10 protein-coding genes are annotated in these 13,210 nt (G+C 64.0%); 4 read left to right on the top strand and 6 right to left on the bottom strand.

Annotated elements, in window-relative coordinates; translation table 11 throughout:
- Nucleotides 1-45: 45 nt before the first annotated feature.
- On the bottom strand, nt 46-498 hold the full coding sequence (locus tag PNI01S_RS26020; RefSeq protein ID WP_024766652.1) for a hypothetical protein: 453 nt from the start codon (nt 496-498) through the stop codon (nt 46-48).
- On the opposite strand from PNI01S_RS26020, the gene trmL reads away from it, so the two are divergent.
- Complete coding sequence (gene trmL, locus PNI01S_RS26015; protein WP_065086484.1) at nt 497-958, top strand: tRNA (uridine(34)/cytosine(34)/5-carboxymethylaminomethyluridine(34)-2'-O)-methyltransferase TrmL; 462 nt, start codon at nt 497-499, stop codon at nt 956-958. The genes PNI01S_RS26020 and trmL overlap by 2 nt on opposite strands.
- 403 nt (nt 959-1,361) lie before the next feature.
- Here the strand turns inward: trmL and ntrC are convergent, their stop codons facing one another.
- From ntrC to PNI01S_RS25995, 4 genes are all read right to left on the bottom strand, one after another.
- Nucleotides 1,362-2,792, bottom strand: coding sequence for a two-component system response regulator NtrC (gene ntrC / locus PNI01S_RS26010; RefSeq protein WP_024766654.1), 1,431 nt, complete (start codon nt 2,790-2,792; stop codon nt 1,362-1,364).
- 2 nt (nt 2,793-2,794) lie between these two features.
- A complete protein-coding gene (glnL, locus tag PNI01S_RS26005) occupies nt 2,795-3,871 on the bottom strand; it encodes a nitrogen regulation protein NR(II) (protein WP_024766655.1) in 1,077 nt (358 codons plus the stop codon).
- A gap of 207 nt (nt 3,872-4,078) precedes the next feature.
- Complete coding sequence (locus tag PNI01S_RS26000; protein ID WP_037007625.1) at nt 4,079-4,657, bottom strand: DUF4124 domain-containing protein; 579 nt, start codon at nt 4,655-4,657, stop codon at nt 4,079-4,081.
- A 2-nt stretch (nt 4,658-4,659) separates the two neighbouring features.
- Entirely contained in the window at nt 4,660-5,187 is a 528-nt protein-coding gene (locus tag PNI01S_RS25995; protein WP_024766657.1) for a DUF4124 domain-containing protein, read from the bottom strand.
- 194 nt (nt 5,188-5,381) lie between these two features.
- Between PNI01S_RS25995 and PNI01S_RS25990 the strand changes: the two genes are divergently transcribed.
- Complete coding sequence (locus PNI01S_RS25990) at nt 5,382-7,589, top strand: mechanosensitive ion channel family protein (protein WP_024766658.1); 2,208 nt, start codon at nt 5,382-5,384, stop codon at nt 7,587-7,589.
- A 167-nt stretch (nt 7,590-7,756) separates the two neighbouring features.
- On the opposite strand, the gene glnA is transcribed toward PNI01S_RS25990, so the two are convergent.
- Nucleotides 7,757-9,166: a glutamate--ammonia ligase gene (glnA, locus tag PNI01S_RS25985; RefSeq protein ID WP_037012316.1), complete on the bottom strand. Its 1,410-nt coding sequence runs from the start codon at nt 9,164-9,166 to the stop codon at nt 7,757-7,759.
- Between the two features lie 332 nt (nt 9,167-9,498).
- Here glnA and thiI point away from each other — a divergent pair, with 332 nt between their 5' ends.
- Together thiI and typA are read left to right on the top strand one after the other, a co-directional pair.
- On the top strand, nt 9,499-10,953 hold the full coding sequence (gene thiI, locus PNI01S_RS25975) for a tRNA uracil 4-sulfurtransferase ThiI (protein ID WP_024766659.1): 1,455 nt from the start codon (nt 9,499-9,501) through the stop codon (nt 10,951-10,953).
- Between the two features lie 170 nt (nt 10,954-11,123).
- The gene (typA, locus tag PNI01S_RS25970; RefSeq protein ID WP_024766660.1) at nt 11,124-12,944 is read left to right on the top strand and encodes a translational GTPase TypA; all 1,821 of its coding nucleotides are present in this window, start codon (nt 11,124-11,126) and stop codon (nt 12,942-12,944) included.
- Nucleotides 12,945-13,210 lie beyond the last annotated feature (266 nt).

Raw genomic sequence — 13,210 nt, 5'->3', positions numbered from 1 at the left:
CCCACTTCGGGGCCCCGGACCAGGCAGGCCGGGAATACCCCGCTTTTATTCGGGCCGCGCGCTGATGGTCAGGCGCCACCGGCCCTCGACTTCGGTGCTGTCCCAGGTACCTTGCAGGCGCCGGGTCGACAGCAGCGTCAGCAGAAGCCCTTCTCCTTGCGGCTCCAGTCTCCAGCGCACCGGCGCATCACCGATCCGCAGTTGCCCCTGCTGTGCCGTGGCAACGGCTTCGATCTGCAGCACCAGTGCGCCGTCCTGATGGCCGGCGCGAACGGCCGGCTGCGCGTCCAGGGTGAGTACCAGGCCATCGGTCGCAGGCTCTATGGCGAGGATCCGGGTTGGCCCTTCGTGCGGCGGATTGACCAGGCGGCCTATCATCAGGCCCAGCAGCAGGCCCAGCACACACAGCGAAACCATCACTTTCAGCCAGGGCCTGGGCCGCATTTGCTCCTTTGCGGGAGTAGAATGCCCGCCGTTCTCAGGCTCGGAGCGCTGCATGTTCCACGTAATCCTTTTTCAACCGGAAATTCCCCCCAACACCGGCAACATTATCAGGCTGTGCGCCAACGCGGGCGCAAGCCTGCACCTGATCGAGCCGCTGGGCTTCGAGCTGGACGACAAGCGCCTGCGTCGCGCCGGGCTGGATTACCACGAGTACGCCAGCGTGCGGCGCTACGCGAGCCTCGAGCAATGCCTGGAACAGCTCGGCCGCCCGCGCCTGTTCGCCTTCACCACCAAGGGTTCGCAGCCATTCCATGAAGTGGCTTACGAGCGTGGCGACGCTTTCCTCTTCGGTCCGGAAAGCCGTGGGCTGCCCGAGGAAGTGCGTGACGCGCTGCCGCCGGAGCAGCGCGTGCGCCTGCCGATGCGTCCGGGTTGCCGCAGCCTGAACCTGTCCAATACCGTCGCCGTGACCGTCTATGAAGCCTGGCGTCAACACGGCTTCGCCATGGACTGAGCGTTTTTTGTACGGCTCACGCCAACCCGCGTCGGGCGTGAAGCGCAGCGGCTTGCCCCAAGCTTATCCACAGGCAGGCGCACAGCCGATGTGAGCAACCCGCAAATTCCTGCACAGAAACCGAGCAAACTCCCAGACCGCGCATGCTCTGGGCTGTAGCACGTTCCTTCCCCGTTCCGTGCACAGTGTTATCCACAGGTTCTGGGGGTAAATGCTACCGGGATGTGACCTGGTTTAATGGGCATTGATGGCGGCCGTGGCCCCCGCTTACAGCCAATGACGCGCTCGCCAACTGTGAAGGAGCGGACTTCGTCCGCGAGCGGTCAGCCCCGCACCGCGCTGCGGGGTTTGGCACGGCAACACAAGAAAAAGGGGCCTTCGGCCCCTTTCCAGTGGAACGACTTCAGTCGTCGCCGTCCTCGTCCGGGCCGTCGATCTTCATGCCCAGTTCCTTGATCTTGCGAGTCAGGGTATTACGGCCCCAGCCCAGCAGCACGGCGGCGTCGCGGCGGCGGCCGGCGGTGTGCTTGAGCGCGGTCTCGATCATGATCCGCTCGAACGCCGGCACGGCGGTGTCCAGCAGGTTCGACTGCCCGCGTCCCAGTGCCTGGTCGGCCCAATGGCGCAACGCCTGCTCCCAGTTGGCGGCCGGCACGCTGTCCTGCGGCTGGGTCATCAGCTCCGGCGGCAGGTCGTCGATATGCACCTCACGGCCCGAAGCCATGACGGTGATCCAGCGGCAGGTGTTCTCCAACTGGCGCACGTTGCCCGGCCAGCCGAGGTTCTTCAGGTATTCCTCGGTTTCCGGCTTGAGCAGCTTCGGCTCGACTGCCAGCTCCTGCGCCGCGCGGGAAAGGAAGTGTCGGGCCAGTGCCGGGATGTCCTCGCGGCGGTCGGCCAGGCGCGGAATGTGCACCCGGATGACGTTCAGGCGGTGGAACAGGTCCTCGCGGAACTTGCCTTCGCGCACCAGGTTTTCCAGGTTCTGGTGAGTGGCGGCGATGATTCTCACGTCCACTTTCACCGGGGTGTGGCCACCCACCCGGTAGAACTCGCCGTCGGCCAGTACGCGCAACAGGCGGGTCTGGGTGTCGGCCGGCATGTCGCCGATCTCGTCGAGGAACAGCGAGCCGCCGTCAGCCTGTTCGAAGCGGCCGCGCCGCTGGTTGGCTGCGCCGGTAAAGGCGCCTTTCTCGTGGCCGAACAGTTCGGACTCCATCAGATCCTTGGGGATCGCCGCCATGTTCAGCGCGATGAACGGCGAAGCCGCGCGCGGGCTGTGGCGGTGCAGGGCGTGGGCGACCAGCTCCTTGCCGGTGCCCGACTCGCCGTTGATCAGCACGGTGATGTTGGAGTGGGAGAGGCGGCCGATGGCGCGGAATACTTCCTGCATCGCCGGCGCCTCGCCGATGATCTCCGGGGTGCGTGTCTGGTTGGCCGGGGCTTCCAGGCCCTGTTGCTCCTGGGCGTGCTGGTTGGCGCGCTTGACCAGGGAGACGGCCTCGTCGACGTCGAACGGCTTGGGCAGGTATTCGAAGGCGCCGCCCTGGTAGGAGGCCACGGCGCTGTCCAGGTCCGAATGCGCAGTCATGATGATCACCGGCAGGCGCGGGTGCACCTCGCGGATCTGCGCCAGCAAATCCAGGCCGCTGGAACCGGGCATGCGGATGTCGGAGATGATCACGTCCGGTTGTTGCCGGCCCAGGCGGCTCATCACGCTGTCGGCGCTGTCGAAGCTGACGGTGGTCATGCCTTCCTGCTGCAGGGCTTTTTCCAGCACCCAGCGGATGGAGCGGTCGTCGTCGACGATCCAGACGGTCTCTGATCGGCTCATGGTCAATGGACTCCTTGTTCCAGGGGCAGGAACAGACTGAACACGGTGTGGCCGGGATGGCTCTCGCATTCGATCAAGCCCTGGTGCTGGCTGATGATGTTCTGGGTGATGGCGAGGCCCAGGCCGGTGCCGTCGGCGCGGCCGCTGACCATGGGATAGAAGATGGTGTCCTGCAGTTCAGCCGGAATGCCGGGGCCGTTGTCGATGATCTCGACCTTGCACACGAGGCGATGGCGCGTGTGGCCGATGGTGAACTGACGCAGGGTGCGGGTGCGCAGGGTGATGCGCCCCAGCTTGAGTTCGTTCTGCGCGGCGATCGCCTGCATGGCGTTGCGCACGATGTTGAGCACCGCCTGGATCATCTGCTCGCGGTCGATCAGCAGATCCGGGATGCTCGGGTCGTAGTCGCGTACCAGCGGAATGGTGCCCTGGGTTTCGGCTTCGACGAGGCTGCAGACGCGCTCCAGCACTTCGTGGACGTTGGTCACCGAGAGCTGCGGGAGCTTGTTGGAGCCGAGCATGCGGTCCACCAGGTTCCTCAGCCGGTCGGCTTCCTCGATGATGACGTTGGTGTAGTCCTTGAGCGACTCGTCCGGCAGCTCGCGGGAAAGCAGCTGCGCCGCGCCACGAATCCCACCCAGCGGGTTCTTGATCTCATGGGCCAGGCCGCGCACCAGGAGCTTGGTGGTCTCCTGCTTGGACAGTTGCGCCTCTTCCTTGGTGATCCGCAGCAGCCGGTCGCGAGGGTGGACTTCGAGTAGCAGCAGGGTGTCGCGACGGTCGAGAATCGGCGTCACCGCGTAGTCGACGGTGATGGTCTGGCCGGTCAGCGAGGTCAGGGTCGCTTCGCGCTTGGTGAAGGGGTGCGCCTCTTCCACGGCCTGGCGCAGCGACTGCAGTGCCTCGGGCGATTCGGTGAACAGCTCGCTGATGAATTGCCCATGGCTGCGCTGGCCACTGACTGCCAGCAGCATTTCCGCTGCCGGGTTCATGTACTCCAGGCGCAGCTCGGCGTTGAGCAGGATCACCGCCGTGGTGAGGTTGTCGAGCAACAGGCGGAGCTGGGTTTCTGTAGGCATGGCGTAGGAGATGTCCCAAGACTGTGCGGGAAAATGCAAGAAGCAAACCAGGCCCTGAAAAGACGCGTATTTCGCGGCATCGCGCTGATTTGCGGTGCGCAGGCGGCCAATCCGCTCAGCGGGAGTGACCCGAAATGGGGAGAGTATAGAAAGTGGTGCAGGCATATGCACCGATATGGTGCATTTGTGGCTGGTCGCACGCCGCCGTCAGCGACGGTCGGCGCTGAACGGTTGGCTGCGGTCGAGGTCGAGCGAGTCGGCCACGGAAACGCGGAACATATGGAAGGGCTGGTTGGGCGTCTGCTCGATGGTGCGCCCGAGGGTGTCGATGATTTCCACCGACAGCTGGTGAGTGCCGCGATCGATGTTGTTCAGCGGGAAGACCGGGCTGCGGCCAGGGTCGCCGACCGGCTTGCCGTCCAGCAGCAGGCGGTAGAGGTGGCCGGGCAACAGGGCTGGGTCGCTGGTGGCGGAAACGATCAGGGCCCCGTCATTGGCGCGTACGGTGGCATCGGGCTCCGGCACGATGATGCGCAGCAACTGGTAGGCCGGCGGGCCGGGCGGCAGCGCGGGAGTGGCCGGTGCGTAGAGCGGCGGCGGCATCTGCACGCCGTTGGGCGAGCCGGGCTGGGAGTTGGTCGGCGCCAGTTGCAGCTTCTGCGCGTTGCCGCGCGGTGGCTGGTCGGTGAAGACGCGATTGCCGTCCTTGTCGATGTAGGTGTAGACCTCGGCGCTGGCCGAGAGGCAGAACAGTACCGAGAGCAGGAAAACCAGCAGATGACGCATCGTCAGTTGGCCTTGCGCGCAGGGCTGTTGGTGCTGATGCGTTGCAGGGTGAAGCTCACCGGACTGCTGGCCTGGATCACCCGGCTGCCCTGCAGCACCTGGACAGCCAGGGTGTGGTCGCCACGGTCGATGTTCTGCAGGCCGATGCTGGTGCTGCTGGTCGGGACGCCGTAGGGCTGGCCGTCGAGCAACAGCTGCAATTGATGATCCGGCGCCAGGGGCGGCTGCACCACGACGTTCACCGTGAAAGTACCGTTGTTCTGGCGCAGCGCTTCGTCGTTCGGCAGGTTGCTCAGGGCGAGAATGGCATAGGCACCGGCAGGCTGGTTCTGGCTGCCGCTGACGGCGGGGACGATGGGAGCCTGCGGGCCGACGGTGTTGGTCGGTGGCAATTCCACGGGCTTGGCGTCGACGTTGGTCGGCGGCTGGTTGGTGAACACCGTCTTGCCGTTGGCGTCGGTGTACTTGTAGATCTGCGCGCTGGCTGGCAATGCGGCGGCGAGCAGCAGGGCGGTAAGGATCAGGCGCATGAAGAATCTCCGGATGGTCGTGCCAAGCCTTGCACCGCCGACGGCGGCTGGCAAGTTGCCTATTGTCTTTCAGCAGGGTGCCGCGCGTTGTGCGCTGCTGCTCGTCGAAGGACCTTTCCCGCGCGGGACGGGTCCGAGCCTGGCGCCCGCGTCTGTATGATGCGGGCGAGCGTCATTTTCCATCGGTGTGGGGTGTGCCTGTGATTTCGATTCGTTACCTGCTTCGTCAGTGGCTGCTGCTGTGCTGCCTTGGCCTCGGCTTGTCCGCCGCCGGTCCTGTGCTGGCGGCGCTACCCGGGCCGCTGGCCGGGGTGACGGGCGGTGGCGAGGCCAAGGTCAGCGATGCCCAGCTGGAGCAGTCGCTGAACCAGGTGATCAAGACCCTGGAGAATGACCAGCAGCGCGGCGATCTGCTGAAGAAACTCAAGCAGCTGCGCGATGCGACGCAGAAGGGTGCACAGGAACAGGGCGGCGTGCTCGGCCTGATCGGCGATACCCTGGGCAGCCTGGAGAAGCAGTTCGAAGGCGCCAACAGCCCGATGGTGCGCTGGGCCGAGCTGTTCCAGGGGGCGGGTTACGAGCTGGAAGTGCGTACGCCGTCGCTGGCGGAATGGCCGGGGATGATCCTCGATTTTGCCCTGGTCATCCTCATCTGGGCCTGCGTCGCCCTCGGCCTGCGCTGGATCGCCGGGCGCATGCGCAAGCGCTTCGGCCTGGAAGACGAGCTGCCACAGCATCCCAAGACCCGCGACCTGCTGCTGTTCGCCTTGCGCAAACTGGGCCCCTGGCTGGTCGCCTTCCTGATTACCGTCTACCTGTCGGTTGTCCTGCCCAGCTCGCTCGGCAAACTGGTGGCGATGGTGATCGCTTACACCCTGGTGTGCGGCACGCTGTTCTCCGCCCTTTGCGTGATCTCCCTGTCGCTGCTCAGCGGTCCGCACCGCATGCGCGCGCTGGATATCCTGCGCCGTCGGGCCTTCCGTCCGCTCTGGCTGATCGGCAGCCTCGCCGCACTGGGCGAGGTGATGCACGACCCGCGCGTCATCGAGAGCCTGGGCATGAACATCTCGCTCTTCGTCGGTTCGGTGGCGAACATCTGCGCGGCGCTGCTCACCGCGCTGTTCGTCCTGCAGTTCCGCCGCCCCATCGCACACCTGATCCGCAACCAGCCGCTGGAACGCCGGCTCAAGCGCCGCGGCCTGAGCGACCTGGTCGAGCTGATCGGCTCGATCTGGTTCCTGCCGGTGCTGGTGCTGGTGGGCATTTCGCTGTTCGCCACCATCGTTACTGCCGGCGACAGCAGCTACGCACTGCGCCGGGCCCTGGTCTGCGCCGTCGTGGCGGTGGTGGCGATGACCGTCAACGGCCTGATCCGTCGCGCGCACCAGCGCTCTGCCCGGCGCGGTGCGCGTCGCCATGCGCCCTACATCGAGCAATTGCAGAGCTTCGGCTACACGCTGCTGCACATCGCCAGCCTGCTGTTCTTCCTGGAGATCGGCCTGCGCGTCTGGGGCATGTCGCTGATCCGCTTCGCCGAGGGCGACGGCTCGCAGATCAGCCTCAAGCTGTTCAGCTTCGGCACCACCCTGCTGGTCGCCTGGCTGGTCTGGATCCTCACGGACACCGCCGTGCAGCACAGCCTCGGACTGGGCGGCAAGAAGAGCGCCAATGCCCGCGCCCTGACCATGCTGCCGCTGATCCGCAACGTACTGTTCGTGACTATCGCGGTGATCGCCCTGATCGTCGCCCTGGCCAACATGGGCATGAACGTCACGCCGCTGCTCGCCGGTGCCGGTGTGATCGGCCTGGCCATCGGTTTCGGCGCGCAATCGCTGGTGGCGGATTTGATCACCGGCCTGTTCATCATCATCGAGGACTCGCTGTCCATCGACGACTACGTCGACGTCGGCGGCCACCTCGGCACGGTGGAGGGCCTGACCATCCGCACCGTGCGCCTGCGCGACCTGGACGGCGTGGTGCACACCATCCCGTTCAGCGAGATCAAGAGCATCAAGAACTACTCGCGCCAGTTCGGCTACGCCATGTTCCGCTGGCCGGTGCCGGCGAGCATGCCGATCGACGACGCGCTGGCGCTGGTCAAGGAAGTCTCCGGCGAGCTGCGCACCGACCGCACCATCAACCGCGCCATCTGGTCGCCACTGGAAATCCAGGGTATCGAGAGCTTCGATGCCGGCCAGGCGATCCTGCGCTTCCGCTTCAAGACCGCGCCGATCCGCCAGTGGGAAGTACAGCGGGCGTTCAACCTGCGCCTGCGGCAGAAGCTCGACAAGGCCGGGCTGGAGCTCTCCATGCCGCGCCTGAACGTGCAGCTTTCGCGCATGCGCAAATCGCGCCGCGAGGACGACGAGGAACAGGGCGTGCCGGCGGACGGTGGTATCTGACCCGGCCTCCCGTTGCAGAAAGGGGCCTGCTCGCGATCAGATCAGTGCCAGGCGGTTCGCGAGCAGGCTCGCTCCTGCGGGGATGAGCTGCGGCGTTTTTCTGCAGGCATAAAAAAGGCCTCCCGAAGGAGGCCTTAATGCTGTCGCTATTTATAGGTATTCGTGGATCAGACGCTGTAGTACAGGTCGTATTCCAGCGGGTGCACGAAGGTACGCACCTTGATTTCTTCTTCCGACTTCAGCTCGATGTAGGCATCGATGAACTCGTCGGTGAACACGCCGCCCTTGGTCAGGAACGCACGGCCCTTGTCGAGTTCTTCCAGCGCCTCTTTCAGGCTGCCGCACACCTGCGGGATTTCCTTCGCCTCTTCCGGCGGCAGGTCGTACAGGTTCTTGTCGGCGGCATCGCCGGGGTGAATCTTGTTCTGGATGCCGTCCAGGCCGGCCATCAGCAGAGCGGCGAAGCACAGGTAGGGGTTGGCAGCCGGGTCCGGGAAGCGCGCTTCGATGCGGCGGGCTTTCGGGCTGGAAACGTACGGGATGCGGATCGAGGCGGAACGGTTACGGGCCGAGTAGGCCAGCATGACCGGGGCTTCGAAGCCCGGAACCAGACGCTTGTAGGAGTTGGTGGCCGGGTTGGTGAAGCCGTTCAGGGCCTTGCCGTGCTTGATGATGCCGCCGATGAAGTACAGGGCGGTGTCGGACAGGCCGGCATAGCCTTCGCCCGCGAAGGTGTTCTTGCCATCCTTGGAGATGGACATGTGCACGTGCATGCCCGAGCCGTTGTCGCCGTACAGCGGCTTCGGCATGAAGGTCACGGTCTTGCCGTAGGCGTCGGCCACGTTGTGGATGCAGTACTTCAGGGTCTGCACTTCGTCAGCCTTGGCAACGAGGGTGTTGAACTTCACACCGATCTCGTTCTGGCCGGCGGTGGCCACTTCGTGGTGGTGAACTTCCACGGTCAGGCCCATTTCTTCCAGAGCGTTGCACATGGCGGTACGGATTTCGTGGTCGTGGTCGACCGGCGGTACCGGGAAGTAGCCGCCTTTAACGCCCGGACGGTGACCTTTGTTGCCGGTCTCGATGTCGGCGTCGGTGTTCCAGGAAGCCTGCTCGGAGAAGATCTTGAACATCGAGCCGGAGATGTCGGACTTGAACTTCACTTCGTCGAAGATGAAGAACTCCGGCTCCGGGCCGACGAAGACGGTGTCGCCGATACCGGTGGACTTCAGGTATTCCTCGGCGCGCTTGGCGATGTTGCGCGGGTCGCGCTCATAGCCCTGCATGGTGCTCGGCTCGATGATGTCGCAGACCAGGATCAGCGTCGGCTCTTCGGTGAACGGGTCGAGCACGGCGGTGCTGTCGTCCGGGAGCAGGATCATGTCGGAGGCTTCGATGCCTTTCCAACCAGCGATGGAGGAACCGTCGAACATCTTGCCGGCTTCGAAGAATTCATCGTCCAGGGCGTCGCGGGCGGGCATGGTGACGTGCTGCTGCTTGCCTTTGGTATCGGTGAAGCGCAGGTCAACCCACTTCACGTCATGATCTTTGATCAGTTGTTGCGACTTGTACGACATGCTGTCCTCCAGGAGGGATTAGAGCTGGGAGCTTTTTCGTGCCCCAGTATCGGGTGATGCCGGCCGGAATACTCCGCCAGGGCAACCTGCCTCACAAGAGAGCAAGTTGCGTGCCAGTGCCCGTAAACGGGCAGGGCCCCTGAAAATGCGGGCTGTGGCGGGTGTTGCGGCGAACTGCGCCGTTTCTCTGCACTGCTTTGGTGCTCCATGGTGGTGCACAAGTCCATTTTGGTGCACAAAAAAGAAAGTCTCTGATTTCTGCTCAAGTCTTGAGCAATTTCGGATATAATTCCGCCCCTTTTTTTCAGTCCCATGGCAATCGCCCGATTCGCATGAAACTCATCGTCAAGGTCTTCCAGGAAATCACCATCAAGAGCCGGCCGGTGCGCAAGCGCTTCATCCGGCAACTGGCGAAGAACATTCGCACGGTGCTCCGCGACCTCGACCCCGAGCTGATGGTCGAAGGCGAGTGGGACAACCTCGAGGTCGAGACCAGGGTCACCGACCCCAAGGCCCTGCGCGAGATGATCGAGCGGCTGACCTGCACGCCGGGCATCGGCCACTTCCTGGAAGTGCATGAGTACCCGCTGGGCGATTTCGACGACATCCTCGAGAAGTGCAAACAGCACTTCGGCGACAAGCTGCTGGGCAAAGTGTTCTCCATGCGCTGCAAGCGCGCCGGCAAGCATCCCTTCACCTCTATAGATGTGGAGCGTTATGTCGGCGGCGGCCTGCGCCAGCACTGCGGTGCGGCGGGCGTATCGCTGAAGAACCCGGAAGTGGAAGTGCGCGTGGAAATCCGCCACGACCGCCTCTATGTCATCCACGCTCAGCACGAGGGCCTGGGCGGCTATCCGCTGGGCGCGCTGGAGCAGGTGCTGGTGCTGATGTCCGGCGGCTTCGACTCCACCGTGGCGGCCTACCAGATGATGCGCCGCGGCATGATCAGCCACTTCGTGTTCTTCAATCTCGGCGGCCGTGCCCACGAACTGGGCGTGATGGAAGTCGCGCACTACCTGTGGCAGAAGTACGGCAGCTCCCAGCGCGTGCTGTTCGTCAGCGTGCCTTTCGAGGAAGTGGTCGGCGAGATTCTCACCAAGGTCGACGACAGCTACATGGGCGTGACCTTGAAGCGCATGATGCTGCGCGCCGCGAGCCGCGTGGCCGAGCGCCTGGAGATCGACGCGCTGGTGACCGGCGAGGCGATTTCCCAGGTGTCCAGCCAGACTCTGCCGAACCTCTCGGTGATCGACCGGGTGACCGACACCCTGGTGCTGCGCCCGCTGATCGTCAGCCACAAGCAGGACATCATCGATACCGCGACGAAGATCGGCACCGCCGAGTTCGCCAAGCACATGCCCGAGTACTGTGGTGTGATCTCGGTGAACCCGACCACCCAGGCCAAGCCGCAGCGCGTCGACTACGAAGAAACCAAGTTCGACATGGCCGTGCTCGACCGCGCCCTGGAACGCTCCACCCAGATGACCGTCGACCGCGTGATCGACGAACTCGGCAAGGACCTGCCGGTGGAGATGGTCGACGAAGTGTTGGCCGGCCAGATAGTCATCGACATCCGTCACCCGGATGCCCAGGAAGATGAACCGCTGGCCATCGAGGGCATCGAAGTCCTGCCGATGCCGTTCTACGCCATCAACAGCAAGTTCAAGGAACTGGACCCCAACCGCCAGTACCTCCTGTATTGCGACAAGGGCGTCATGAGCCGCCTGCACGCCCACCACCTGGTCAACGAAGGGCACACCAATGTGCGTGTTTACCGTCCGCAATAAAGGTGCGGACCAACGCCGCCAGCCCGGACTGTTCGGCGGCAGTATCCGCCACCGACCTCCCGACACATTGGGTGCGTAGGCTCACGCCCTGACCTTTTGCACCGCCGCGCCACGGCCCGGCCCCCGCTGCCGAAAACGGCAGCCGAAGATTCACTATCGAGACTGACACTGTGATCGAAAAACTGCGCAACATCGCCATCATCGCCCACGTCGACCATGGCAAGACCACCCTCGTAGACAAGCTCCTGCGCCTGTCCGGCACCCTCGACCGCAAAGAAGCGGAAAACGAGCGCGTGATGGACTCCAACGACCAGGAAAAAGAGCGTGGCATTACCATCCTGGCGAAGAACACCGCCCTGAAATGGAACGACTACAGCATCAACATCGTCGACACCCCCGGCCACGCCGACTTCGGTGGCGAGGTTGAGCGCGTGATGTCCATGGTCGACTCCGTACTGCTGGTGGTCGACGCCCAGGACGGCCCCATGCCGCAGACCCGCTTCGTGACCCAGAAGGCGTTCAAGGCCGGCCTGCGTCCGATCGTTGTGGTGAACAAGATCGACCGTCCGGGCGCGCGTCCTGACTGGGTTATCGACCAGATCTTCGACCTGTTCGACAACCTCGGCGCCACCGACGAGCAACTGGACTTCCCGATCGTCTATGCCAGTGCCCTGAACGGCATCGCCGGCATGGACCACGAGAAGATGGACGACAACATGGACGCGCTGTTCCAGGCGATCATCGACCACGTCCCGGCGCCGAAAGTCGACGTCGACGGTCCGTTCCAGATGCAGATCTCCCAGCTGGACTACAACAGCTTCCTCGGCGTGATCGGCATCGGCCGTATCGCTCGCGGCAAGGTCAAGACCAACACCCCGGTCGTGGCCATCAGCGACGACGGCACCAAGCGCAACGGCCGTATCCTGAAGATCATGGGCCACTCGGGCCTGCAGCGCATCGAAGTCGCTGAAGCCGAGGCCGGTGACATCGTCTGCGTCTCGGGCATGGACGAGCTGTACATCTCCGACACCCTGTGCGACCCGCAGAACGTCGAAGCGCGCCCGCCGCTGACCGTCGACCAGCCGACCGTGAGCATGACCTTCCAGGTCAACGACTCGCCGTTCGCCGGCAAGGAAGGCAAGTTCGTCACCAGCCGCAACATCAAGGACCGTCTGGACAAGGAACTGCTGCACAACGTGGCCCTGCGCGTCGAGCAAGGCGACTCCCCGGAGAAGTTCAAGGTCTCCGGCCGTGGCGAACTGCACCTCTCGGTACTGATCGAAACCATGCGTCGTGAAGGCTTCGAGCTGGCCGTAGGCCGTCCGGAAGTGGTCATCATCGAGACCGCCGAAGGCGAGAAGCAGGAGCCTTACGAGAACGTCACCATCGACATCGAAGAGCAGCACCAGGGCTCGGTGATGGAGCAGATGGGCCTGCGCAAGGGCGATCTGACCAACATGATCCCCGACGGCAAGGGTCGCGTGCGCCTGGAATACACCATCCCGGCGCGTGGCCTGATCGGCTTCCGTAACAACTTCCTGACCCTGACCTCGGGCACCGGCATCCTGACCTCGACCTTCAGCCACTACGGCCCGATCAAGGCCGGCGAAGTGACCAACCGTCAGAACGGCGTACTGGTCTCCATGGCCACCGGCACCGCGCTGACCTACTCGCTGGAAACCCTGCAGAGCCGCGGCAAGCTGTTCCTCGGCCCAGGCGACGAGATCTACGAAGGCCAGCTGGCCGGCATCAACAGCCGCGACAACGACCTGGTGATCAACCCCACCAAAGGCAAGAAGCTCGACAACATGCGCGCTTCGGGCAAGGACGAAGTCATCGCCCTGGTTCCGCCGATCCGCTTCACCCTCGAGCAGGCGCTGGAATTCATCGCCGATGACGAGCTGGTGGAAGTGACGCCGAAGTCGATCCGTCTGCGCAAGAAGATGCTGAACGAGAACGACCGCAAGCGCTACGAGCGCGCCAAGGTCTAAGTCGACCAGCAGTACGAGAAAGCCGGGCTTATGCCCGGCTTTTTTTTGCCCGTCTTCCGCGCTGGAGGTTTGTTCTTTGTAGGAGCGAGCTTGCTCGCGAACGAGTTACCCGGTAACGCCGGAGCTGGGCGGTTCGCGAGCAAGCTCGCTCCTACAGCTAAGTGTCACCTTTTAGGAAATTTCTGACTTTTTCACGGGGCGTGGCCGAACGACACCTTCCGACGTCAGAGTATTCGAAGCTGTGAGATCGTGGACGCAGGCCAGGG

Origin of the sequence: Pseudomonas nitroreducens NBRC 12694, assembly GCF_002091755.1 — a bacterium.
GTDB lineage: Bacteria > Pseudomonadota > Gammaproteobacteria > Pseudomonadales > Pseudomonadaceae > Pseudomonas > Pseudomonas nitroreducens.
This window is presented reverse-complemented; position numbering and strand designations above follow the sequence as displayed.